The 22,701-nt window shown below is 58.6% G+C and carries 21 protein-coding genes; 7 read left to right on the top strand and 14 right to left on the bottom strand.

The window, feature by feature from the left end:
* Nucleotides 1–35: 35 nt before the first annotated feature.
* Together HMPREF2614_RS05620 and HMPREF2614_RS05625 are read right to left on the bottom strand one after the other, a co-directional pair.
* Complete coding sequence (locus HMPREF2614_RS05620) at nt 36–599, bottom strand: MarR family winged helix-turn-helix transcriptional regulator (protein ID WP_016421518.1); 564 nt, start codon at nt 597–599, stop codon at nt 36–38.
* 241 nt (nt 600–840) lie between these two features.
* A complete protein-coding gene (locus HMPREF2614_RS05625) occupies nt 841–1,638 on the bottom strand; it encodes an exodeoxyribonuclease III (protein WP_049181117.1) in 798 nt (265 codons plus the stop codon).
* A 121-nt stretch (nt 1,639–1,759) separates the two neighbouring features.
* Between HMPREF2614_RS05625 and HMPREF2614_RS05630 the strand changes: the two genes are divergently transcribed.
* A complete protein-coding gene (locus tag HMPREF2614_RS05630; RefSeq protein ID WP_246815680.1) occupies nt 1,760–2,587 on the top strand; it encodes an RDD family protein in 828 nt (275 codons plus the stop codon).
* 46 nt (nt 2,588–2,633) lie between these two features.
* On the opposite strand, the gene HMPREF2614_RS05635 is transcribed toward HMPREF2614_RS05630, so the two are convergent.
* On the bottom strand, nt 2,634–3,806 hold the full coding sequence (locus HMPREF2614_RS05635) for an N-acetylglutamate synthase, CG3035 family (RefSeq protein WP_083300202.1): 1,173 nt from the start codon (nt 3,804–3,806) through the stop codon (nt 2,634–2,636).
* Between the two features lie 3 nt (nt 3,807–3,809).
* Complete coding sequence (locus HMPREF2614_RS05640; protein WP_038626702.1) at nt 3,810–4,391, bottom strand: peptide deformylase; 582 nt, start codon at nt 4,389–4,391, stop codon at nt 3,810–3,812.
* A gap of 195 nt (nt 4,392–4,586) precedes the next feature.
* Between HMPREF2614_RS05640 and HMPREF2614_RS05645 the strand changes: the two genes are divergently transcribed.
* The 4 genes from HMPREF2614_RS05645 to HMPREF2614_RS05660 all read left to right on the top strand — a co-directional run bounded on the left by HMPREF2614_RS05645 (nt 4,587) and on the right by HMPREF2614_RS05660 (nt 7,929).
* Nucleotides 4,587–4,934 (top strand): DUF3263 domain-containing protein, encoded by a 348-nt coding sequence (locus HMPREF2614_RS05645; protein ID WP_070560435.1) that lies wholly within the window; start codon nt 4,587–4,589, stop codon nt 4,932–4,934.
* Nucleotides 4,935–4,976: 42 nt separating this feature from the next.
* Entirely contained in the window at nt 4,977–5,906 is a 930-nt protein-coding gene (locus tag HMPREF2614_RS05650; RefSeq protein WP_222867383.1) for a LytR C-terminal domain-containing protein, read from the top strand.
* A gap of 224 nt (nt 5,907–6,130) precedes the next feature.
* Complete coding sequence (locus HMPREF2614_RS05655) at nt 6,131–6,688, top strand: hypothetical protein (RefSeq protein ID WP_038626693.1); 558 nt, start codon at nt 6,131–6,133, stop codon at nt 6,686–6,688.
* 17 nt (nt 6,689–6,705) lie between these two features.
* On the top strand, nt 6,706–7,929 hold the full coding sequence (locus HMPREF2614_RS05660; protein ID WP_049181120.1) for a glutamate--cysteine ligase: 1,224 nt from the start codon (nt 6,706–6,708) through the stop codon (nt 7,927–7,929).
* 170 nt (nt 7,930–8,099) lie between these two features.
* Here the strand turns inward: HMPREF2614_RS05660 and HMPREF2614_RS05665 are convergent, their stop codons facing one another.
* From HMPREF2614_RS05665 to HMPREF2614_RS05700, 8 genes are all read right to left on the bottom strand, one after another.
* Nucleotides 8,100–8,450, bottom strand: coding sequence for a monovalent cation/H(+) antiporter subunit G (locus HMPREF2614_RS05665; RefSeq protein ID WP_038626688.1), 351 nt, complete (start codon nt 8,448–8,450; stop codon nt 8,100–8,102).
* Nucleotides 8,447–8,857, bottom strand: coding sequence for a monovalent cation/H+ antiporter complex subunit F (locus HMPREF2614_RS05670; RefSeq protein ID WP_038626686.1), 411 nt, complete (start codon nt 8,855–8,857; stop codon nt 8,447–8,449). The genes HMPREF2614_RS05665 and HMPREF2614_RS05670 overlap by 4 nt, the downstream gene beginning before the upstream one ends.
* Nucleotides 8,838–9,491 carry a Na+/H+ antiporter subunit E gene (locus HMPREF2614_RS05675; RefSeq protein ID WP_049181121.1) on the bottom strand — a complete coding sequence of 218 codons (654 nt, stop codon included), beginning with the start codon at nt 9,489–9,491 and terminating at the stop codon, nt 8,838–8,840. Before HMPREF2614_RS05675 ends, HMPREF2614_RS05670 begins: the two co-directional genes overlap by 20 nt.
* A complete protein-coding gene (locus HMPREF2614_RS05680) occupies nt 9,491–11,194 on the bottom strand; it encodes a Na+/H+ antiporter subunit D (RefSeq protein ID WP_038626684.1) in 1,704 nt (567 codons plus the stop codon). Before HMPREF2614_RS05680 ends, HMPREF2614_RS05675 begins: the two co-directional genes overlap by 1 nt.
* Nucleotides 11,184–11,699, bottom strand: a complete 516-nt coding sequence (locus HMPREF2614_RS05685; RefSeq protein ID WP_038626682.1) for a Na(+)/H(+) antiporter subunit C — start codon at nt 11,697–11,699, stop codon at nt 11,184–11,186. The genes HMPREF2614_RS05680 and HMPREF2614_RS05685 overlap by 11 nt, the downstream gene beginning before the upstream one ends.
* Entirely contained in the window at nt 11,696–14,830 is a 3,135-nt protein-coding gene (locus HMPREF2614_RS05690; RefSeq protein WP_168162093.1) for a Na+/H+ antiporter subunit A, read from the bottom strand. Before HMPREF2614_RS05690 ends, HMPREF2614_RS05685 begins: the two co-directional genes overlap by 4 nt.
* A gap of 222 nt (nt 14,831–15,052) precedes the next feature.
* Nucleotides 15,053–15,607, bottom strand: a complete 555-nt coding sequence (locus HMPREF2614_RS05695; protein ID WP_070560441.1) for a 2-isopropylmalate synthase — start codon at nt 15,605–15,607, stop codon at nt 15,053–15,055.
* Nucleotides 15,608–15,832: 225 nt separating this feature from the next.
* On the bottom strand, nt 15,833–17,218 hold the full coding sequence (locus HMPREF2614_RS05700) for a dipeptidase (RefSeq protein ID WP_070560443.1): 1,386 nt from the start codon (nt 17,216–17,218) through the stop codon (nt 15,833–15,835).
* A 378-nt stretch (nt 17,219–17,596) separates the two neighbouring features.
* Between HMPREF2614_RS05700 and groL the strand changes: the two genes are divergently transcribed.
* Nucleotides 17,597–19,222: a chaperonin GroEL gene (gene groL, locus HMPREF2614_RS05705; protein ID WP_038626677.1), complete on the top strand. Its 1,626-nt coding sequence runs from the start codon at nt 17,597–17,599 to the stop codon at nt 19,220–19,222.
* Nucleotides 19,223–19,678: 456 nt separating this feature from the next.
* Here groL and HMPREF2614_RS05710 read toward each other — a convergent pair whose 3' ends face one another.
* Nucleotides 19,679–20,155, bottom strand: coding sequence for a DIP1984 family protein (locus tag HMPREF2614_RS05710; RefSeq protein ID WP_049181125.1), 477 nt, complete (start codon nt 20,153–20,155; stop codon nt 19,679–19,681).
* 154 nt (nt 20,156–20,309) lie between these two features.
* On the opposite strand from HMPREF2614_RS05710, the gene ppk2 reads away from it, so the two are divergent.
* Nucleotides 20,310–21,209 (top strand): polyphosphate kinase 2, encoded by a 900-nt coding sequence (ppk2, locus tag HMPREF2614_RS05715; protein ID WP_005510168.1) that lies wholly within the window; start codon nt 20,310–20,312, stop codon nt 21,207–21,209.
* Nucleotides 21,210–21,476: 267 nt separating this feature from the next.
* On the opposite strand, the gene HMPREF2614_RS05720 is transcribed toward ppk2, so the two are convergent.
* Nucleotides 21,477–22,598, bottom strand: coding sequence for a Dyp-type peroxidase (locus HMPREF2614_RS05720; RefSeq protein ID WP_070560446.1), 1,122 nt, complete (start codon nt 22,596–22,598; stop codon nt 21,477–21,479).
* Nucleotides 22,599–22,701: the final 103 nt, after the last annotated feature.

Genomic DNA, 22,701 nt, shown 5'->3' on the forward strand with positions numbered 1-22,701 from the left:
ATCGTACCTAGTAAGAAGGGCTTGGCGGCGCGCTTTTAGAACGGCTCCTGGCGGCGCTGGTGCTCCTCAACATAGCTTTCCGAGTGCTCCGCCAGCTTCAGTAGCGAAGGCAGTGCCTTAATTAGCGCACGAACGTCCTTTTGCGACATTGTCCGCACAATTTCGTACACCAGCGCACCCCAGTGGTCGATAAGTTGCTCCAGCAGCGTCTCGCCATCGCTGGAGACATAGAGGTTCTGCGCACGGCGATCCTTTGCATTGTTCTCGCGTTCAATCAGTCCGTTGTCGAGTAGACGGCGAACTGTTGCCGAAACGTTGGATGGGCGTAGGAAACGCAGGCGTGCAATGTCGGATACGCCGCAGCCCGGGTGGGTTGAAATAAAGTGCAGTACTTCCATTTCCGACTGGGAAATGTCCATCCTGGCATTCGGGCGCTCACCGAGGCGGCGAGTCGACGCAAGGAAGTCATACAGGCCGATGGAAATCTTCTGCACGCTTTCGCGCAGGGATTCATCGGACTCAGTCGAGTCATCCGCGGTGGGGAAGCCGCTCGCTGGCTCCGGGGTAGTGGTGCGCTGAGGGGAGCGTGCAGAAGTCATGATCTTCCTTCCCGACGTAATGAATTGATGTTCTGATTAAACACCTTATATCGTCGAAATAACTTTCTGTGGTGAAAATTTGTAGATTGAACAAAAAGTTAGGCTCATAAGTGCTGTGCGGGTGCTTTATCGCCCATTTCTGCCCCTGATTTTAGGGGCTGGCAGCAAAGACTCCGCTTTACGACGGCCCCAGCGACACCCCTAGCAGGAACTAGGCCTACGCGCTTTTCCGCCCGTTTATTTACACTTCGTAATCCACAATCACCGGAGCATGGTCGGATGCGCCTTTGCCCTGACGCTCTTCGATGTCGATGAATCCGGCGGACGCCTTTGCCGTGAGGTCGGGGGAGGCGAGCTGGAAGTCGATGCGCATGCCCTCATCCTTGAAAAAGCGGCCAGCCTTGTAATCCCAGTAGGTCCACTGGTTTGGGGTGAATTGGCGAGTCACTTCCTTCATACCCGCCTGCTCCAGCGCATAGAAAGCTGCGCGTTCAGGCGGTGTGACATGTGTTTTCCCTGCGAAGGCTGCCATTGACCAGACATCGCCGTCGGTCGGGGCAATGTTGAAGTCGCCGCCCATCATGAAGGTGGCCTCCGGGTCGTCGTCAAGCGTGGCGATGATGTGCTGACGGAGCCGCTCCAGAAATTCGAGCTTGTACTCGAAGTGCGGGTCGGTGATGTCGCGGCCGTTCGGGATGTAGAGGCTATGGACGCGCACGCCACCGCAGGTAGCGGCGATATGGCGGGCCTCCAATGCGGGAGTTGCGTCGGGGTCCTTGTTGAAACCGGGCTGACCGGGGAACTCTGCCTGGATGTCCTCAAGGCCGACGCGGGAGATGATGGCAACGCCATTCCACTGATTCAGGCCGTGGTGGGCGACTTGGTATCCCAGCTCTTCAAAAGCAGCGGTGGGGAATTGGTCGTCCTTGCACTTGGTTTCCTGGACGGCCAGGACATCAATGTCATTCCGGCGCAGCATTTCCACCATTCGGTCGAGGCGAGTTCGAGCCGAATTGACGTTCCAGACACAGATTCGCATATCAACGATTGTAAAAGGGGAACGAAACGGCGGCCTTATGCGTTGAACAAAGCAGTGACAAAATAAGCGGACAAAAGCGAACAAGGTGGGCGGAAGCCCGGTAGGAAAGGGAGTTTCGAGGTTGGCTAACTGGGACGATCGCCGTTACGGCGGCGAGTACAGTCCGGCGGATTACCTGGGTAGTAGTGGCAGGAACGTTTATCGGGAACACGACGCATATGCGGCGTACGATGCGGCAATGCCGTATCAGGAAGTGCCATATCCGGTAGCAAACATTCCGGTCGGCTATGAAAGCGGGTACCCCGCTAGCTATGGGGCGTCTTCCTTCGGTGCGCTCAGTGCTAATCCCAAAGTCGCGCCGCTGACCGCTCAAATGGCGGTACACCTCGGCTTTGACCCCAATCTGGCCAATGGCTCAGTGGCACGTCGTGGTGGTGCGCTGTTGGTGGATTCTGTCATCTACACTGCATTGATCGCCTCCATTGCAGTTCTCACTAGCATCGTGGGGGCATCGGACAGCGGCGTAATGGTGATGCTGATCAGCCTCTTCCTCGGTCCCGGTGGTTTTTACCTCTACCGCGTGGCGGGGGACTCCATCTTCGACGGGTCGCCGGGTAAACACGCCATGGGCATGAAAATCGAAGGTGCACACGGGATGCCAGTCTCAGCCCGCGATGGTTTTGTGCGCAATGCCTGGATTCTGCCGTCGATGATTCCGGTCGCCGGTTGGTTTGTCTCTGCGGGCCTGGCCGGCTGGATTGCAATGGCTGCCTCACGTGATCCACTGGGGAGAGGTCGCCATGAGCTTTCGGTCCACACCCGTGTGGTGGAAAAGCCGGAGACGCGCGAGCTGCAGCGCGGGCAGTGCCGCATGGACTATCGCATGGGCAGCAAAGAGCAGCAGGGCAAGCAGCTGAAGCGGATTAAAGGGGTTAAGCGCGGGAAGTAGGGCGATTAGGGCGAGCAGGGCAGGGCCGAAACGTGAGCCCCGAAACCTAAGCCTCTGTCAGCTCCGCATAGCGGTGTCGGTGGTGCTCGGTAAAACCGAGTGTCCGGTATAGCGCAATGCCAGCCTCATTTGAGCCCAATACCTGCAGATATGCAGAATCTGCCCCGTGTTGTGCGCCCCAGTGCATCATGTGAATTCCCAGTAGGGTGCCAAGTCCTCGGCGGCGCATATCGGCTGCGACTTCCACAGCGGAGAACCCGAGCCATACACGGCCGTCGTCCGATTCGGTCAGCGTGCCGCGCGTAATGGCTACCGTGCGTATGCCTTCAGGCGCATTGTTGTCAGGCACTTGCAGGCGTCCGAAGCACATGCGGCCATCAATTTCATTGCGCAGGAACTGCAGCGCATGCTCGGGCAGCGTGGTGCCGCGGAAATGGTAGAGCCCCAGCCAGTCGTCGTCAGGTTGATCAGCGATATCCACCTGCACGTCTGCAAGCTCGACGCTGTGCTCATCGAGCACCTGTTCGGCGCTGTGCTCATCAAGCACCTGTGCTGCGCCGTCCGATTCAGCTGCCAATTCAGCAGGCGGCAAATCCCCATCGAGTGCGCGCGTCATAACCGTAATGTCCGGCCCGACCGTCCACTCCGGCCCCGCGACCAGTGCCTGTGCCGGTTTGGCGATTCTATCCGGAATCGCAATCCGCACCGGCAAATCGTGGGAATCGTAAAACGACTTAATCTTCTCCAACGGCACCGGCTGAGTGCTGGCTCCGGGTTCGAGCGGCAGCGCAGAGTTGGAACGCTCCGTAATGCCATCGCCGGCTCGCAGCAGCCAGCCCGACTCCACCACATGCGCGATACCCGGGAAGGCCTTCGCTGTCGCAGTTTCCACGGCGCGAATATCCGAATTGCGCACCGGATGATCCGGCAGGGCCTTCACAATCAAAATGTGCTTATCGCTAAAGTCCACCGCTGCCACGGATTCGTCGGCACGCACGCCAGCACGAACCTGCGGACGCACGACGAACGGATCCATGCTGAGCACATGCCCAATGACGTCCGTAGTCTTCTTGCCGCTGGTCAGCGCCTCTTCATCGGTCAGCGCGCGCCGCACAATGACACGACGTCCCACCGCCACTTCACCGACGCCCCAGCGGGAAATCGGTAGCTTCTGTGCTGCACTTTCGCTTGCCGACGACTCCAATTGCCTATCCGCCACGATCTAATCCTCGTGGCCGAACGGGTCTGGATCCACGCCCGGCATCCAGGTCAGGCTGCCCTCGGTCCAACCGGCGCGCTTGATTTCCTTCTTGGCCATGCGCTTCCAGCGGCCCGTGAGACAGTCGGTGTAAAGGAACCCATCTAGATGGCCGACCTCGTGCTGCATGCAGCGAGCGAGGAAACCGGTGGCCTCGATGCGGACCTCTTCGCCGTTTTCATCCAGGCCGGTGACGACAGCCTTCTCCGCGCGGTTGGTGGGGAAGGACAGGCCGGGTACAGAGAGGCAGCCTTCGTCATCGGAACCGTCGTCGTTAGGCATGGTCTTCGGGATTTCACTGGTGGTCAGCACCGGATTGATGACGCAGCCGCGGTGCCAGACGTCGTCATCATCGGGGCAGTTGTAGACGAATAGACGCTTGCCGACGCCCACCTGGTTGGCAGCCAGCCCCACACCGTGGGCGCGGTCCATGGTTTCGTACATGTCCTCGATGAGCTCACGCAGCTCGGAGATGTCCTCGGTTACCGGCTGGGTAGGAGTGTGGAGAACGGGGTCTCCGGCAATCACAATGGGACGGATAGTCATGTCGATGATTCTACTCGGCGTCCATCTTTTCTAAATCGCCTGGTGATGTCTGAGTTGTGCCAGGGAGTTGTAGGTGGGGCATAGGTGAGGCTGAGTGGCTGGGCCATACTATGTATCTTCACTAAGTATCTGCATAAGTAGTGTCGTGCGGAATAGAAAATCAGGGCGAGTGAGAAGGAAAGCGGGGTGCGGAAAATGGTGAGCAAGAAACCCATAGGCGGCAGCCACGAACCTGAGACCGAGCTGCGGCCTCACTCATCCGAGCATCTCGGACTCGCGGGCGATACCAGCGGCATTGAACCCGTTTTGGCGCAGAAAATGCTGGATTTTGAGAAAGAATGGCTGAAAGTTGCCCGCCGTGGGCCGCGTATGGCCGGTGCGCGGCAGGAGGCAATTCGGCGTCGCTTTGCCGAGGACTTTGGAAACAACACAATCCGCTACCACCAGGTACTTTCTCGACTTCTCGACTCTCCGGCAGCCGAAGCAGCCGAACCCGTGTTGGTTCATCGGCTGCGTGCCGTGCGGGATAACCAAGACGCATAAGGTTCAAGTTTCACTTCACGGTTCGGCGGCAGAACATATAGGATGTGGGATGTGTCTGACCAACTAAACCCTCAGAATTCGCCGCGTCCGGGCCGTCATCGACTCGATGACGACTTCGACGACTTTGATGAGTACAGCGATTACGCGGAGGCTCCCGCTGCTGGCGGCGCTCATGCGTACTCCGAGCCGTCGGATGCTCAACACACAGCGCCAAAATCTGCGGCTCCCGCCGCTGGCGCAGCCGCTGCTGGTGCCACCGCTGCCGCCACTACCGGTGCTGGCTCTCGGGCTGCTGCTAGCAATTCCGCAGCTGCTGATGGGGTTGATGACGGCGACATCGGCGACGGTGCCGGTGATGGCCGCTACATGCGCGTTCTCGCTATCGTGCTGCTCGCTATCGGCGTGTGCCTGGTCGCCTACGGTGCCTACGCACTCAGCACACGTGGCGACGATGCCGAGAACACCGGCCAGAATGACACCTCGGCATCCGCTCCGGCTGACTCTGGTGCGCCTGCTGACTCGGCCAACGGCAGTGATCCGGCAAAGGATGGTGCTGCTGGAGACGGTGACGGCGAGGTTCCGCCGCCGCCACCGGCAAATGAGCCAGGCAAGCCGGTTCCTCCCTCAGAGAATCCACCGGCACAGGATGAGGCCAACGAAGCGCCACAGATTGACCGCAAGACTGTCAAGGTCAGTGTCCTGAATAACTCTGAGGTCGTGGGCCTCGCCGATGACCTGTCCAAGCAGATGGGCGAGCAGGGCTGGGGCGCCGGTGAGACCGGTAACGCTCCTGAAGAGGAGATGGGTGTGTGGGAGAAGACTACCGTCTACTTCGACCCGAGGAACGAAGAGGAAAAGGCCGCCGCTGAGCAGATTGCGCACGACAACGGTTGGGAAGCCGCACCTCGCGATGACCGCCTCCGGGACGCTCCGGCGGGAATCGTCGTGGTCGCAACTGATCCGGCTCACTAGACTCCCGGCCCACCGGACTTCGGTTTCTCACTAAGGTTTGCGGCCTAAGCGTCAAGACCTGCCGCCGTGGTACGAAGCCTCCCCATAGCTTTCCAAGCCCCGCGTAAGCCACACATTTCATGGCTTACGCGGGGCTTTTGCATATTTTGCAGTCTCAAACAGATCACGGTTGAAAAAGGGGTACTAGTATTCTGCTAGTAGCCAGTGAGATCTGTGAGGTTTTTATGTTCGCCGTAAAGCGTCGTCGCGTTGCTGTCGCCACCGCGTTGGGTTGTGCTGCAACACTGTTGGTTTCCTGCTCGGGGGTTGAATCCAGCAGTGACAAGGACGGGAACGCGGACGCGTCGACAAGCACTGCGCCAGTGAGCGTAGATCCGGCTGCACCGAAGCTGACCGAGCGCGTCAGCGCCTATAACTTCATCCGCACAAACGACGACGGATCAATGAAAATGCTGGCAACTGTACAGGTCATGAGCGCTAAGGGATGGATGGGCCTTTCCGACGAAAAAGGTCAGTTCACTACCTTGGATAAGGGCAAGTACACAGTGCAGGCACGCGGTGCATCTGGCTGCAGTGGCATCGGCAGCCCCGCAACCGAAGGGTTGGGTGTCATCGGCGAAGTGCACGTCGATGACAAACGGAATGCAGATGTTTGGAACGTTCCGTCCAAGGTGGATGAAGACAGTTTCACCACAGTTGCGCTTGTCGATTCCAACGGTGACCTTGCCTCGTGCGCAAAAACCGTCACCTGGACGGAGCCAACTGAGGAAAACGACTCCTAGTGTGAAAAAATAGCGGTATGACTGAGCAATTTTCCGGATCGGCGCAGCCATCTCTGGGAGTGGAATGGGAAGTGGCGTTCGTTGACCGACGAACGCGCGACACCGCTCCCGCTGCCGCCGAGGTGCTCGACATCATCGATGCGGAGCATCCCGGACATGGGCTCCAGCGCGAGTTCCTCGCCAACACCGTGGAGCTCGTCACCGGTGTGCACATGAACGTGCCCGATGCCGTAGCGGAGCTCCAAAGCCAGCTGGACATGGTTCTCGATGCCGCTGACCGCGTTGGGGTGGATGTGTGGTCATCGGGCTCGCATCCGTTCGCCCGCGGTACTGCTCAGCAGGTCAGCGCTAAGGGGCACTACTCCGAAATCATCAACCGCACTCAGTGGTGGGGCAACCAGATGATCATCTGGGGAGTCCACGTCCACGTTGGCATTAAGGACTCCGAACGCGTTTGGCCGATCATTCAGGCCCTGGCAACGAAGCTGCCGCACATGTTGGCGCTGTCTGCCTCCTCACCGGCCTGGAACGGCGAGGACATGGGTTACGCTTCCAACCGAAGCCTGCTCTACCAGCAGCTTCCCACTGCTGGTCAGCCGCCGGCGATTTACACGTGGCCCGAGTGGGAGTCCTACATGCACGACCAGTCCCGCTCCGGCGTCATCAACCACACCGGTTCGATGCACTTGGACATTCGCCCAGCATCAAAGTACGGCACCATTGAGATTCGTGTCGCTGACGCTACCTCTAACCTGCAGGAACTCGCCGCTATCGTGGCATTGACGCACTGTTTGACGGTTTACTACGACCGCATGTGGGAGGCTGGCGAGGAACTACCGTCGCTACAGTCCTGGCACATCGCCGAAAACAAGTGGCGCGCCGCCCGCTACGGCATGGACGCGTTGGTCATCGTCAATCGTGATACCGACGAGCGGTGGGTTCGCGATGAACTCCGTGAGCTTGTGGTTCAACTCGCCCCGCTTGCCGACGAACTGGGCTGCCGAGCCGAACTGGAATTCGTCAACAATATCGTGGAAATGGGCGCGGCATACGAGCGTCAGCGCACTGTGGCGGATGCGGCCGGGGCGCTGCCTTCCATGGCTACCGAGGACGACGTACGGGCGAACGAAGAGCGCATTGGCCACACCCCGTGGCGAGCCGCCGTGGATCTTGCGGTGCAGGAACTGCGCGCCGGGCATCCGATAGCGCCTGCAGATTTCCACGAGCAGATAGACGACTAGCCGTCGTTAAGCGGTGTGTGCCCAGACATAAATTAGTGACTAGGCCTATAGCACTTTTGGGGTGCATAAACCTAGCCACTAACTGAAGAAAGGCGCCCCCCTGGGCGGCCCCGGTCGAACCCGGTTCCGCTCCAGGTCGGAGTCCAATCTTGACGGGGAGTGTCCTCTCGTTATTCCCGGCTGTCATCGCGGGCGAGGCTGTCCTCGTCGACGAGCCTCTCCTTGAACGCCTCGTGGCCAACGCGGTTACTAACAATTGGCGATGTACCCAGAGCAAACAGGATAATCAGGGTCAACAGAGCCAAGTCACTACTAGTAGTTGTGTGAGCTGACGCGTGCGTGGCGACGTGCAAAAGCGAACCCGACAGCGTCAGAATTAGCCCCAGCGTTTGTGGCTTGGAGGATGCGTGCATGCGACTGATGGTGTCGCGGAAGCGTATTAATCCCACGGACGCTGCAACGCACAGTAGCATTCCGGTGATAATGAGTGCGATGGCGATAATGTCTGCCACGAGAATCATTTGGGCTCTCCCTTCACTGTTTTCGGAGCTGCTGTCGGTGTTGCCTTAGGCGCTGCTTTCTGTGCGGTTTTCTTTGTGGCGGCCTTTCCGGCTGCTTTCGCCACACCCTTTCGGGAGCCCTTCGCGGGCTGCTTTCCGTCATCCGGAACACGGAACTTGGCGACCGCCAGCGAAGACAGGAAACCGAGCAGCGCAATGATGAGCATTGGGTAGACCACCGAAGTGTCCAAGCTCCAGGCCATGAACGCAGCGAGCATGCCCTGCAACATTGCAGTCATGGACTCCAGGGCCACCAGGCGGTCCAGCGAGTTTGGTCCTGCGATCATGTGCCCGAGGGTAATCATCACCGCAATGAAATAGCCTGCAGCAGCTACGCCGAGCAGAATGTTAAAAACTTCCGGGTTCATCGACTGCTCCTTTCTCCCCTTTTTCGCTGCTCGTTTCGCCTTGCTCGTGGCTTTTCGCACTGCTCGGCTGCTCTTCGCCAGAGCCTGGCTTAGTCGGTTGCTCATGTACATCGCGGTTCTCAAACGCGCGAATCACCCGTCGCTCGATTCGGGTCAGCTGGTTGATTTGTTCAGCTACCTTGCCTGTCGACGAAGCGTCGAGAAGATGCATGGTCAGCGTCTTTTTTCGCTTATCGATGTCCACGATGATGCCGCCCGGCTGCAGATTAATTAGTGCCATTGCAGTCGTGAGCGAAATATCGTCATTGGTCCGCATGGGGACCTTGATAATGGCAGTCGGTGGCGGATCATCTCGTCGGATGGCCAGCCAGGCGACACTGATAGAGGCCTTCACGAAGTCGATTGTCCAAGAACCGAACAGTCGCACCATGCCACCGAAGTTGATGTCCAGTGCGCTGCTTGGCGGGATAGGCATGGCGAGGTTCAGCAACGTGGCTACAAGGATTCCCGAGAGCACATTGGCAAATGTCACCTCGCCCCACAGCATGACCCAAATAATCACTGTGAATAAGAAGAGCAGGATTGAAATACGTGGTGGTCGCTTTGCAGCCACCTTGGCGCGCGCTTTACTCATCAGCTTTCACCTGCTCCTTCCAGCGTGCTGGTGGCACGTTCGGTCGCTGAATCCGACTTCCATGGGCTCTTGGTGCGGCCTGGGTTTTCCAGCTGCTCCAGGCCCTTGTCATCGGCCGAGTCGATACCGAGGACCGCTGCGCGGTACTCATCAACATTCGCGACGTTGCTTGCCGCTTCGGTAGCCACATTGGACAGTGGCCCGGCCAGAACGGTAACCCCCACAGAGGCAATCACCAGCAGGGCCGTCGGCATCACCATGCCGAGTGGCATCTTGCCGACGTCGTCACGCTCTGCGATAGCAACCATCTGAGTCCTTTCCCGGAGCGCGGCTGGCTGCGCAAGCACGGTGTCGCCCTCGGGGGCGTCGGAACGGTCGCGCCAGAAGGCCTTCGACCAGACAAGAATCATGGTGTAGAGGGTCAGCAGGCTGGTGATGATAGATCCCGCAACCAGAATCCATGCGGTGGCGGATCCGTTCTGTGCGCCGGCCTCAATGAGCATGACCTTGCCCAGGAAGCCTGAGAACGGCGGGATACCACCGAGGTTGAGCGCGGGCACGAGGTATAGCAACGCCAGCAGCGGCGACGTCTTGGCCAGGCTACCGAGGCTGCGCAGGGAGGACGAGCCCGCCTGGCGCTCGATAAGCCCGACCACCAGGAACAATGCCGTCTGCACCAGAATGTGGTGGACGATGTAGAAAATCGCGCCGCCGAGTCCCAGCGTATTGCCGACGGCAATACCGAAGATCATGTATCCGATGTGGGATACCAGCGTAAAAGACAAGAGACGTTTGATGTCATTTTGGGCCATGGCACCGAGAATGCCCATGAGCATTGTCGCTAGGCCGGCCCACATCAGGACGTCGTCAAGCCTGCCGTCTGGGAAAACGACACTGCGCGTGCGGATGATCGCGTAGACACCCACCTTCGTCAGCAGCCCTGCGAAGACCGCGGTAACCATCGACGGTGCGGTGGGGTAGGAGTCTGGCAACCACGCCGACAGCGGGAACACTGCTGCCTTCACTGCGAAGGCAACGAGCAGCACTGCGAAAATCGCGGTGCGGGTGCCATCGGGGATGTCCTCCATACGCAGAGAAATATGCGCGAAGTTCACCGTGCCGACCGCTTGATAAACCAGGCCAATCGCCAGCAGGAACACCATCGAGGACAGCATGTTGACCATCACATACGACACGCCTGCGCGCGTGCGTGACGACGATGCCCCCAGCGTGAGCAGCACGTAGGAGGCTACGAGCAGAACTTCGAAACCGACATACATATTGAACAGGTCGCCAGCCAAGAAGGCCATTGAGACGCCCATGTTGAGCAGCATGTACGTCGGAACGAAGACGGAGATCGGCTCATCTTCGTCACCATCGCTAATACCCTGGCCGATGCCGAACCACATCACGGCAAAGAGGACCAGCTGAGAGACGGTAATCATCAACACTGCGAGGTTGTCGGCTACGAGCGTGATGCCGATTGGTGCGTCCCAGCCACCCACCTGGACAGTGTGGACGCCGTGCGCGTAGATGAGATACACCAAGGCGCTGGCGACTCCCAGCAGACTGCCGAGCGAAAACAGCGCGATCGCCTGCTGTGCTTTGGGGAAACGCGCCAGCAGCAGAGCAATTGCGGCGGTGGCGGCGGGGACGATGATAGGCAGCGGAATTAGTGCGAGAATTAGTTGCTCAGTCGTCATCGTCGTCACCTCCTGGGGAGTTTGATGGCGGGGTCACGGGCTTTTCGAAACTGGCCGGACCGAAGCTATCGCCGGCCTCTGTGGGTCGACCGGTGGTGGGGTCGTCGGATTTGTCGTGATCCGGAGCAGCTGATGGGTCGCTGGCCCGACGCATTGCCAGGCTGCGGTCCTCGTGGTCATCTTGCACGTGATCGCCGATGCGGTAGCGGTGCTGGCGATAGAGCAGAGCCAACAGGAATGCGGTCATGCCCATGGAAATAACAATCGCGGTGAGGATGAAGGCCTGAGGCAGCGAGTCGGCCTGGGCATCGCTGACTAGCGATTCTCTATCCCAAATCGGTGGCTGCCCCGGGGAACCGGAACCAAGCAGGATGAGCAGGTTGATACCGTTGCCCATCAGCAACAGTCCCATGAGCATCCTTGTCAACGAACGATCGAGGAACAGGTACACCCCTGTAGCGATCAGTGTGCCGACAGTAGCTAGCAGAACAAAATTGAGAATCACTGGTGAGTGTCCTTTCCTTCGGTCCTAGCTGGGGCTGTCGTTTCTGAGGCCTCTGAGGTGGCTGTGTTGGCAGAGCCTGCGGGTTTAGTGCCGGCAGGTTTAACGCTTGCGGGGTTAGCGCCTGCGGACTTAACACCTGCGGGCTTAGCCGCCGCCAACTTGCTGCGCAGCTGGCGGGACTGACCGAGTGCGGCTCGATTCACACGACGTGAACGATTGCGCTCAGCGCGAAGGTTTATCTGAGCATCGATGCCACCGCCCAAACTGCGCAGGATGTAGACAATCGTGCTAACCACAATCATGTACACACCCAGATCAAAGAGCATGGGGGAGACAACAGTGACATCGCCGAGCAGCGGAATTTCCCGCGAGCCATACGTAGAAGTTAGCGGTGCCCACCCCACAAACAGTGGCCACAACGCGCTGAGTGCCGACACCAGCAGACCGCCGCCGAGAAGTATCTCGTTAGGAATCGGCAGAGTTGCCGCCAACTCACGACGACCACCGATGAGATAACGCATGGTCAGTGCCAGCGCAGTCACGAGACCACCGGCGAAGCCACCGCCGACATCGTTATGGCCGGCAAAAAAGAGATAGAAGGAAACCACCATCATGGCGGGGAAGAGCACGCGCGATGCCACCAGCACCATGATCGGGTAGCGCAACCGCTCGGCTTCACCGGACTCATCGAGAGTGTTCAACCAACGGTTGGTGCGGCGAGCTCGATTCCGCTGCGGCTTAATCTTTGAACGCATATGCATGGTATGCGTGCGGAAGACCAGTGAGGTAATCCCCAGAGCCACCATCACCAGCACGGTGATTTCTCCAAAGGTATCCCAGGCACGGATGTCGACAAGAAGTACGTTCACCGCATTCTGGCCGTGCCCAATGTCGTGAGCCAGTGGCGGAATGTCGCCGGAGATTGGCTCAGTACGACGGGAGCCCATGGCGTAAGCGGCCAACACGGGAACCGTGACACCGACTGCAATGGCCAACCAAGCACGGTGTCGTGTCCACCTCGGGTTCGATGCCGGTGCCCGCGGGGAGAGCGTACGCAACACCAACACGAAAATAATCATTGAGATCGTCTCAACCAGCAGCTGCGTCAGAGCCAAGTCAGGTGCGCCGAACATGGCGAAGATAATGGCCAAGCCGTAGCCGGTCACGCCTACCAGGATGACTCCGGAAAGCCTGTTCTTCTGCCGGGTAGCGGCCAGCGCCGCGATAATCATGATGAGCGCAACTGCACCCTGCGGAGCTGAGTCCCACAGTTCCATTCGCAGCTCATCGCGCTCGCCGAGCAACAACGCACCGATGGACAGCACGATGAGGGTCAGCAAAATGACCGCTTCATTTAACGGGAGGGAACCACGCTGGGTCGCAGCAGTGACACGGAGAGAAAGACGGCGGGCCAAGTCCAGGATTCCGTCGTAAAGCGCATCGGCACTACCGAGAGCCGGTTGATCAAACTGCAGCTGACGCACCAGATTACGCTGCCAATGCATGATGGCACCCGCGAGCAGAATTGTGGCCGTCAGCGCCAGCGGAAGGGTGAATCCGTGCCAGAGAGCCAGGTGCGATTCTGCTTCCGTATTCGGGAATGCGCTGGTGAGGTAAGGCGAGATAATCGAGTCGAGGACGCGCGGAACCAGGCCGAAAACCAAACCTGCCAGCGCGAGCAGCCATGCCGGGCCAATCTGATCCCAGGTCGGGGAATCCATCTCGGCGACGGCAGGAGAAGTGCCACCACCGCTGGCGTGCGTGCTGGACTTGGTCGCAAAAGCGGCACGCAGTAGGTACAGAGAGTACGCCACGGTCAGAATCGATCCCACGACCAGGCCAATGGTGGTGAACACCGACGGCATTCCGTGCAGCGGCTCGGCATTGAGCGTGGCCTCCAGCGCCGCTTCCTTCGCGACAAAGCCGAAGAACGGCGGCACACCCATCATCGAGGCGGCAGCGAGAATCGAAATCACCAGCAGCTGTGGCGACTTTTTGCCCAGCCCGGAGAGCTTACGGATATCGCGCGTACCAGTCAGCCTGTCAATCGTTCCCGCGATCATAAACAGCGTGGCCTTGAACATGGCGTGGCCGAGAGTCAGCGCCAGGGCGGCCAGTAGCGTCGCGCGGGTGCCTATCGACGCTACCGTGATGATGAATCCCAACTGGCTGACAGTGCCATACGCCATGATCAGCTTGAGATCCTTCTGGCGCAGAGCCATCCAGCCGCCCATGATCATGGTCAAAAGGCCGAGCGGGATGATGATTGGTTGCCACGCGCTGGTGGCGTTGAAAGTTGGCGCGAGGCGGGCGACCAGGAACACACCGGCTTTGACCATCGCTGCCGAGTGCAGGAAGGAAGAAACCGGGGTAGGGGCAGCCATTGCGCCGGGCAGCCAGAAGTGGAAGGGCGCGATAGCGGACTTAGAAAGTGCGCCGATGACCAGCAGGATTGCGGCTGTGGAGACTGCCGTGGAGTTCAACTGCGACACGGTCAGAGCACCAGGCGAGGTGAGTTCAGAGAAGTTCCAGAACCCGGTGGTCACTCCCATCAGGACGATACCGACCAGCATGATTAGCCCGCCAAGTGTCGTGACCAGGAGCGCCTGGCCTGCTGCGCGACGGGAGGAAGCTCGCTCGGCATAGTAGCCCACCAGGAGGAAGGAAATAACCGAGGTAATTTCCCAGAAGACAAACATCAGCATGATGCTGTCGCTGATGACCAGGCCGTACATAGCCGCGGCGAAGGCAACCATCTGGGCTGCGAAGGAGCCTATGCGACGGCGTTTTCCGGGCGGCGGATTGACGAAGTATCCGGAGCAATACACCAGTACGAGAAAGCCGATGGTCAAAACCAGTGTGCCGAAGAGCGATTCAATAGGGCCTAATCGCAGGTTTACATCCAAGTGGATAATGGGCATCCACGAAAAATGCGTGACGGCGGGTTGCGTGATCGCGGAAGTTTCCCCGTTTGCATTCGCTAGAGCTAAGCGAACCAGATGGGCGCCGGTGTAGATAGCGCCGCCTGCCAGAGGGAGGCTGAGAACGAGGAACCCGCGGGTTCCGAGCCACTTAATCGTCCATGGTGCAATCGCTGCCGTAAGGAACAGGATGCACAGGAGAGAAGTCACTATTCCATAATGAATGGAACACACCAGTTCATGCAACCCCGTTTTAGGGACTTAAGTATTCAAAACGGGGTTAACCGAGTGTGAGAAAACGGGAAATTTTTTCCGGTATGGTGAAAATTCGGGGGTGAGGATGTGGGCATTTTTTGGGGCTTGGCAATCGACTGCCAAGCCCCAAGATCGGTGCACTTATTACTCGTGCGTTACTCGAATGTCACCTGTGCATTAGCCATGCAGGCGGTTAGCAGCACAGACCAAAGCGGAGAGCACGGAAGCCTCCGGAGTCTGGCCAAAGCCCATGGTCCACACATGGTCATTGTTGTGACCTGCGTAGACAAAGGTAGCCGTAGCCTCGAAAATCTCGAACTGGTGGAACTCCACGATTTCAACGCGGTAACCTGCATCAGCCAGCAAGTTGGTGCAAGCCGACACTGGCCCCATAGCGGTGATTTCCTGGGTGAAAGTGCGAGTGTGGCCGTCCTTGTCGGTCAGCGACAAATCAGCGTTGAAGTTCCAGCGGCCCAGGGTGCCACGGGTTGCGTCGAAATTCTTGATTTGGACTGGGCCGTTAGTGGGGGAGTAAGTGTCCTTGAACTTCTGCCAGTTCATGCCACGGGCTTCCTGCCTCAAGCCACGAGGCAGGCGATGTCCGAAGCGAGCCCTAAACGGATCGTCGGAATAAGTTCGCACATTGCCATTGTCCTGGTGCTCCAACGAAGGGCGCTTGCCCGTGAAGGTCGTCGAGGTGGACATGTTCTTCTGGGTGCGAGTGGAAAACATTCTTTTCTGGTCCTTTGCTTAATTGCTTTGCTGTGAGTGGCGGACCAACCAAGTGCTTCGAGAAGTTGCGGCCAGAGACCCCGCGTGGAGGGGTCAGTCCTGTCGGCCTCCACCGGGGTTCGTAGCCTTCGCTACTCGAATAAGAATGTTCTGCTGCATGGGTCGAACCTTACTACAGAAAAAAGATGTGACACAAGTCATTCAGCCAATATTTTTGGCTTTGACTTAAATTCCGTTGACGGAAGCCAAGAAAACTGCCTCGCCAATAGCGATGTCGCGAATCTCGTTCGGGTCCACCGACTCGTCGGCCGAGTGAATGCGGGCCTGTGGCTCTTCCACGCCGTAGAGCGCGATGTCAGCACCTGGTACGGCCTCCAGCAAAGTGGCGCACAGAGGGATCGAGGCGCCCTCGCCCATGCTTGCGGTTTCCTTGCCGTAGGCGGCCGACAGGCTGTCGGCAACCAGTTGCACAACCTTGCCCTCAACATTGGCCCGGAATGGGTTTGCCAACTCGTCGCGCTCAACCGTCACCTTCACGCCCCACGGAGCATGTGCGCGCAGGTGATTTTCCAGTGCGTCCTGTGCTTCGGCCGGGTCGACGCCGCCTGGGATGCGGAAGTTGATGTGCGCCATAGCGGTCGATGAGATTGCATTGACAGCATTGGTCGCTGGTGGACAATCGATTCCGGTCACAATCACAGACGGACGAGCCCAGGTCAGGTCGGAGACGGAAGTGTCCTCGTTGCTAATCAGGTCTACGCCGTCAAGCACACCAGCATCGGCGCGGAAAGTCTCTGGCGTGTAGTCCAGGCCCTCCCAGCGTTGCGAGCAGTCCAGGCCATCAATAGAGGTAAAGCCATTTTCATCGCGCAGGCTGTCGAGCATACGAATCAGCGCCGCGAGTGCATCCGGAGCCGCGCCGCCGAACATGCCCGAGTGAACAGGCTGTTCCAGCGCATCGACGCGAACTTCCACATCGGCGGTGCCGCGCAGAGTGGTTACGAGTGTCGGTTGGCTAACCTCGGCATTGCCGACATCCGCAATGAGGATAACGTCGGCGTCGAAAAGCTCCGGCTGCGTGGCGATGAGGTTGTTCAGGCCCGCCGATCCGCGCTCCTCGGAACCTTCCACGATGAGCTTGATGTTTGGCATATCGACGCGGCCTGCAAGCGCGTCGTCACGCAGCGCGCGCAGCGCAGCTAGGTGCATGACCACGTTGCCCTTGCAGTCGGCAGTACCGCGGCCGTACCAGCGACCGTCGCGCTCGTCGAGCGTCCATGGATCTGCGGTCCAAGCGGATTCGTCGCCCGCCGGCTGGACGTCGTAATGGGAGTAGAGCAGTACGGTCTTCGCGCTTTCCGACGACCCGGGGACGAAACCCGACAGAGCAATCGAGCCGTCGACGGTGTGGTGCGCCTTCAGTTCGATGTCCAGCTCTGCGTACATCTCGGTAACCGCCTGAGCTGCGTCAATGCAAGCCTGTTTGGTTTCTTCGGTGCCGTGTACGGAGGGGAAAGCCACCAGCTCGGTCAGCTGGGTGCGGATGGTCTCGCGTTGGCTGGAGATGTGGTCTCGCAGGGCGTCCGTGAGTTCCTTATTAATAATGCTCATGTGCGACAGTGTAGGCGCACAACCACGATGGCGTTGGGAGTGACGTCGGGAGTGGTATTGGCGTTGGGAGTTGCGGCGCTTAACCTTGCACTCGATGGGGTTGAGTGCTAAAAAAGTGAATTAGCACTTGCTCTAATTGAGTGCTAATAAAAACAACTTCACACCTTGTGTATGTGTGCGTTGTATGCGAGTTGCAGCAAACTGCAGCACATACTGCAGCGCAGGCTGAAACAAGTGTTGAAAAGTCGTTAAAAAGTACAGTGTTGACTCCGGTGATGGAGAGGGCGGCGCTTCCCTCGAATCACATGCCGTCGCGGGCGCCTGGGTCAACTTCCAATGTAAGTGCCACATAAATAGACGGAGGATTCTTCAAACCTCATGGCTAAGATGATTGCATTTGACGAGGAGGCCCGCCGCGGTCTCGAAACGGGTCTGAACACCCTGGCAGACGCTGTCAAGGTTACGCTGGGCCCGAAGGGTCGCAACGTAGTCCTCGAGCGCAAGTGGGGCGCACCGCTGATCACCAACGACGGTGTCTCCATTGCACGTGAAATCGAACTTGAGGATCCTTACGAGAAGATCGGCGCTGAGCTGGTCAAGGAAGTTGCCAAGAAGACCGACGATGTCGCTGGTGACGGTACTACTACCGCTACCGTTCTGGCTCAGGCTTTGGTTTCTGAGGGGCTGCGCAACGTTGCTGCTGGCTCCAACCCGATGGGCATCAAGCGCGGCATCGAGAAGGCTGTCACGGCTGTTACCGAGAAGCTCCTGGAGTCCGCTAAGGACATTGAGACCAAGGAGCAGATTGCTGCTACCGCTGGTATCTCCGCTGCTGACCCGGCTATCGGTGAGCTGATTGCCACCGCTATGGACAAGGTCGGCAAGGAAGGCGTCATTACCGTGGAAGAGGCCAACACCTTTGGTCTCGACCTGGAGCTGACCGAGGGTATGCGCTTCGACAAGGGCTACATCTCCGGTTACTTCGCCACCGACATGGAGCGCCAGGAGGCCGTTCTGGAGGATCCGTACATCCTCCTGGTTTCCGGCAAGATCTCCAACATCAAGGACCTGCTGCCGCTGCTGGAGAAGGTCATGCAGTCCGGCAAGCCGCTGCTGATCATTGCTGAGGACGTCGAGGGCGAGGCTCTGTCCACCCTGGTCGTCAACAAGATCCGCGGTACCTTCAAGTCTGTCGCTGTCAAGGCTCCGGGCTTCGGCGACCGTCGTAAGGCAATGCTGCAGGACATGGCTATCCTGACCGATGGCCAGGTCATCTCCGAGGAGGTCGGCCTGTCGCTCGAGACCGCTGACCTGCCGCTGCTGGGTCGCGCTCGCAAGGTGGTCGTCACCAAGGACGAGACCACTATCGTCGAGGGCGCTGGCGAGCAGTCCGCTATCGAGGGCCGCGTCAACCAGATCCGCGCTGAGATCGAGAACTCCGACTCCGACTACGACAAGGAGAAGCTGCAGGAGCGCCTGGCTAAGCTCGCCGGCGGTGTTGCAGTTATCAAGGCTGGCGCCGCAACTGAGGTCGAGCTCAAGGAGCGCAAGCACCGCATTGAGGATGCCGTCCGTAACGCAAAGGCTGCTGTGGAAGAGGGCATCGTCGCAGGTGGCGGTTCCGCACTGCTGCAGGTCTCGCACGTGCTTGACGACGAGCTGGGTCTGACCGGCGACGAGGCAACCGGTGTCCGCATCGTGCGTGCGGCTCTCGCAGCTCCGCTGCGCCAGATTGCTCTGAACGCTGGTTTCGAGGCCGGCGTCGTTACCGAGAAGGTTGCTTCCCTGCCGCAGGGTGAAGGCCTGAACGCTGCTACCGGCGAGTACATCGACCTGATGGAAGCTGGCATCAACGACCCGGTGAAGGTTACCCGCTCCGCACTGCAGAATGCCGCTTCCATTGCGGCTCTGTTCCTGACCACCGAGGCTGTTGTTGCTGACAAGCCGGAACCGGCTATGCCGGCAATGCCGGGTGGCGACGAGATGGGTGGCATGGGCTTCTAAACGAAGGCCATGGGCTTAAGGCATGGCTGTAGCTGGTAGCTGCAGCCGAGCCTGAACTTTTCAGCTGGCACCCAGGTTCTAACTGCTTGAGTTAGCCTAAAAAGCGCCGCTGAGGGTTGTCCCTCAGCGGCGCTTTTTCTGTGTAATTTGACGAAAGTTTTAAGTCCCCGAACCCACCCTCGTTGCATCAGACGCCTCAGCGCTTGGTAGTGAAAAATAACCGATGATCTGTACCCATGTACGCAATGCCGAGGACTGTCTGTTATTCATCCTGTTGCCTCAGTACAGAGGTGAGATCCTTGGTGCCTCTTTAAGGCCAGAGACGGGCCGTCGCGCTCGCCGACAATCTGGATGCAACTACCGACTTTTTAGATTCTACAAATCCCGCTAACGAGTCTTACTGGTTATTCCGCAATTTCCGCTCTGCCAGTTTCACTAACGGCCCTTGCTGCTTAGCTACTCGGCCGGCTTATTCTCGGCCTCTATAAGCTCCGTCGACCAGTTCGCCTGCTGAATACGGGTATCCAAGTCCCGGTATTCCTTCGCTGCCTTGTCGGCTTTCTGGCGCAGCGACCGGATATCCACGGTGGCGACATAGCGAATCTCCGAAGCTGAGTATCGATCCCGCCGCCCAGAGCCCTGATCGGCTGCGGAGGTGTAGAACCGCCGCCGTGTTAGCAGGTGGTCGCGCTTCGCAAGTGCGTCGCTAAGCGTTCCGTCCTCGAAGGCAGTAGCGGAATTCGTGGCATTAATCGAGCGCACCAGCCATTCGAAGCGCGCCATCAGACGCTCGGCTTCGGCAATAAGCGCTTGCGGATCTTCATCAGGCGTATCGCCTTCCTGCACCTGCGCCACCAGCGCGAGACGGCGATTAATCTCAGCCAGCCGGTCGGAAACTTCGGATCGTGCGGCAAGAGCCTCGGATAACAACATGGCATTTATTGTACGCGCAGTGCTTATCGACGGTCGCTGCGTGCAGTCCCACCCCCTCAATTTCGGTAAGACGGAACGTTAACTGCTGGGAAATTGCAGGTAAGGGCACCCGCATGGGGGACGTGTGGTAGAGAAATTCAGTAGGATAAGGGGTATGGCTGACAAGAATGAAGAGGAATTCCACATCGTCGATTTGGCGAAGACCGAAGGTTACGTCGTCGATGATTCTGATGAGGACGATCCGGTACTGGTCACTCCAGACGGTGAGCGGGTTGATACCTGGCGCGATGGCTACCCGTACGAGGAGCGCATGACGCGCAAGGAATACGAGTCTATTAAGAGGAAGCTGCAGATTGAGCTTCTGAAGTGGCAGAACTGGACCAAGGAAACTGGTCAGAAGCACATCATCCTCTTCGAAGGCCGTGACGCCGCTGGTAAGGGCGGTACCATTAAGCGCTTTAACGAGCACCTGAATCCGCGTGGTGCTCGTACTGTGGCTCTGGAAAAGCCGTCGCCGCGTGAGTCCACCTCGTGGTACTTCCAGCGCTACATTGAGCATTTTCCGTGCGCTGGCGAAATCGTCTTCTTCGACCGTTCTTGGTACAACCGTTCGGGCGTTGAGCGCGTGATGGGTTTCTGTACTGAGTCTCAGCATGCAGAGTTCCTGCGTGAGGTTCCGATGCTGGAGAACATGATTCTGGGCTCCGGTATTTCGCTGACCAAGCTGTGGTTCTCGGTGACCCAGAAGGAGCAGCGCACTCGCTTCGCTATTCGCCAGGTCGACCCGGTACGTCAGTGGAAGCTCTCTCCGATGGACCTCGCATCGCTGGACCGTTGGGGTGACTACACCCGCGCGAAGGAAGAGCAGTTCCGTTACACGGATACCGATGAGTCCCCGTGGATTACCATTAAGTCCAACGACAAGAAGCGTGCCCGCATCAACGCGATGCGTTATGTGCTGAGCAAGTTTGAGTACACGGAGAAGGACCACGAGCTGGTCGGTACTCCGGATCCGAAGATTGTTAAGCGTGGCCGCGACCAGATTGGTGACTAATTCGGTGGCTCGTAACTGACAAAATTCTTGTCTAGAGGTAACGCCCGCATGAGTGCTCAGGCACTCGGCGGGCGTTTTCTTATGGCTGGCGGCGGCGGGGCGATGCCCTTATGGCTCGCAGCGGCGGGGCGATGCGAGTTAGTGGCTGAGTTTATGACAAAAACGGCCAGAAATTTTGCTCGAAAGTGTCATAAACTGGGTCAGTTTCACATTTGCAGCCCGCCAGCTTTTTAGTCCGTCAGACTTTAGCCTGCCAGCTTGCAGCCTTTACCCCTCAATCAACTCCTGACCCCAGTAGGAATCTGGGGTGGTGCCAGGGGCGATCCAGTACACAGCGGAGCCGATATGGCGGTTCCACTCATTGAGCAAATCGCCGCGATCCAAACGGGCCTGGATTGCGCTGAACTGGTTGTCCGGGTTCTTCTGGAATGCAACCCAGACCAGGCCAACGTTCGGTCCTTCGAACGGGAAAGCTGGCTCACCGGGCTGGTCTTCGTATGCATAGGCGCGGCGACGCAGGGCGTCGTCAGGCTGGCCATCCTGCTCACGGGACAGTGCCAAGTGAGACTGGCGGTGGATGAGGTACTCGCCCTGGTCATCGACGGCGTCCATGTCCTCTTCATCGAACTCGTCGTTGCCGCCGGAAAGAGGAGCGCCGGTGTGGAAGTCACGACCGATAACGATGGAGCGTTCGTCGGTGCTGAGCTCCTCCCAATTGTTCAAGTCGAGCGCAATACGGCGAACAACCATCACGCAGGAGTTGTTAATCGCCTTGTCCTTGGAGTCGATCCACACCTGTTCGGACCATTCATCTGGAGTGGACGGGTTGACGGTGCCGTCGAGCTGACCCAGCGGGTTGCGTGGGGTAGCGCCGTGAGGCTGCGAACCCCAGGCGTAGGAAAAGCCTTTCTGGAACCACTTCACGCGAGCCCACGGAGCCGCCTTCTTTTCCAGTAGACGGGACGCGGCCGTAACGGTGACGAGGTCATCACCGCACAACTGCAGGGCGAAGTCAGACTGACCCCACTCAGGGCGGAGCATGTCATGCTGGAATGACGGGATATCGTGCAGACCAGCCGGCTTGCGCCCTGGTTTGCCGAGGACGTCGAAGATGCGCTCACCGAAACCGGCTGTGATAGTCAGGTTTGCAGTGGCTGCGACCATTTCCGGTTCCAGATATCCCTCGATGTCCTGGCCTTGGGTGAGGCGGCGGGCAACGTCGGTAAGCGAGGAGAACAGTTCCTTCAGATCTGCTGCGTCGATGCCGTCCTTCAAATCGAATGCGACAAGGCGAAGATGTGCCTGACCGGGCTGTTCAACGCCTGACTGGACCGGGCCATCGAACGGAATCTTGGCGCCCCTCAGAGTAATTTCGGAAGCCTGTGTCACTCGAGGTCACTCCTTGAAAAGAGGTGGGATAAATAGCTTTTATGACTACGAGCTTAATCACTTTGGCCCCAGCAGGAGAGCATCAAAGCAAAGGCTCGGGGAG

It is taken from the genome of Corynebacterium sp. HMSC074C11, assembly GCF_001809455.1.
Classification (GTDB): Bacteria; Actinomycetota; Actinomycetes; order Mycobacteriales; family Mycobacteriaceae; genus Corynebacterium; species Corynebacterium amycolatum.

Excerpts from the sequence above, each read along its gene's own strand:
- HMPREF2614_RS05620 (WP_016421518.1), bottom strand. The coding sequence starts at position 599 with ATGACTTCTGCACGCTCCCCTCAGCGCACCACTACCCCGGAGCCAGCG.
- HMPREF2614_RS05625 (WP_049181117.1), bottom strand. The coding sequence starts at position 1,638 with ATGCGAATCTGTGTCTGGAACGTCAATTCGGCTCGAACTCGCCTCGAC.
- HMPREF2614_RS05640 (WP_038626702.1), bottom strand. The coding sequence starts at position 4,391 with ATGACTATCCGTCCCATTGTGATTGCCGGAGACCCCGTTCTCCACACT.
- HMPREF2614_RS05645 (WP_070560435.1), top strand. The coding sequence starts at position 4,587 with ATGGTGAGCAAGAAACCCATAGGCGGCAGCCACGAACCTGAGACCGAG.
- HMPREF2614_RS05650 (WP_222867383.1), top strand. The coding sequence starts at position 4,977 with ATGTGGGATGTGTCTGACCAACTAAACCCTCAGAATTCGCCGCGTCCG.
- HMPREF2614_RS05655 (WP_038626693.1), top strand. The coding sequence starts at position 6,131 with ATGTTCGCCGTAAAGCGTCGTCGCGTTGCTGTCGCCACCGCGTTGGGT.
- HMPREF2614_RS05660 (WP_049181120.1), top strand. The coding sequence starts at position 6,706 with ATGACTGAGCAATTTTCCGGATCGGCGCAGCCATCTCTGGGAGTGGAA.
- HMPREF2614_RS05665 (WP_038626688.1), bottom strand. The coding sequence starts at position 8,450 with ATGATTCTCGTGGCAGACATTATCGCCATCGCACTCATTATCACCGGA.
- HMPREF2614_RS05670 (WP_038626686.1), bottom strand. The coding sequence starts at position 8,857 with ATGAACCCGGAAGTTTTTAACATTCTGCTCGGCGTAGCTGCTGCAGGC.
- HMPREF2614_RS05675 (WP_049181121.1), bottom strand. The coding sequence starts at position 9,491 with ATGAGTAAAGCGCGCGCCAAGGTGGCTGCAAAGCGACCACCACGTATT.
- HMPREF2614_RS05680 (WP_038626684.1), bottom strand. The coding sequence starts at position 11,194 with ATGACGACTGAGCAACTAATTCTCGCACTAATTCCGCTGCCTATCATC.
- HMPREF2614_RS05695 (WP_070560441.1), bottom strand. The coding sequence starts at position 15,607 with ATGTTTTCCACTCGCACCCAGAAGAACATGTCCACCTCGACGACCTTC.
- HMPREF2614_RS05700 (WP_070560443.1), bottom strand. The coding sequence starts at position 17,218 with ATGAGCATTATTAATAAGGAACTCACGGACGCCCTGCGAGACCACATC.
- groL (WP_038626677.1), top strand. The coding sequence starts at position 17,597 with ATGGCTAAGATGATTGCATTTGACGAGGAGGCCCGCCGCGGTCTCGAA.
- HMPREF2614_RS05710 (WP_049181125.1), bottom strand. The coding sequence starts at position 20,155 with ATGTTGTTATCCGAGGCTCTTGCCGCACGATCCGAAGTTTCCGACCGG.
- ppk2 (WP_005510168.1), top strand. The coding sequence starts at position 20,310 with ATGGCTGACAAGAATGAAGAGGAATTCCACATCGTCGATTTGGCGAAG.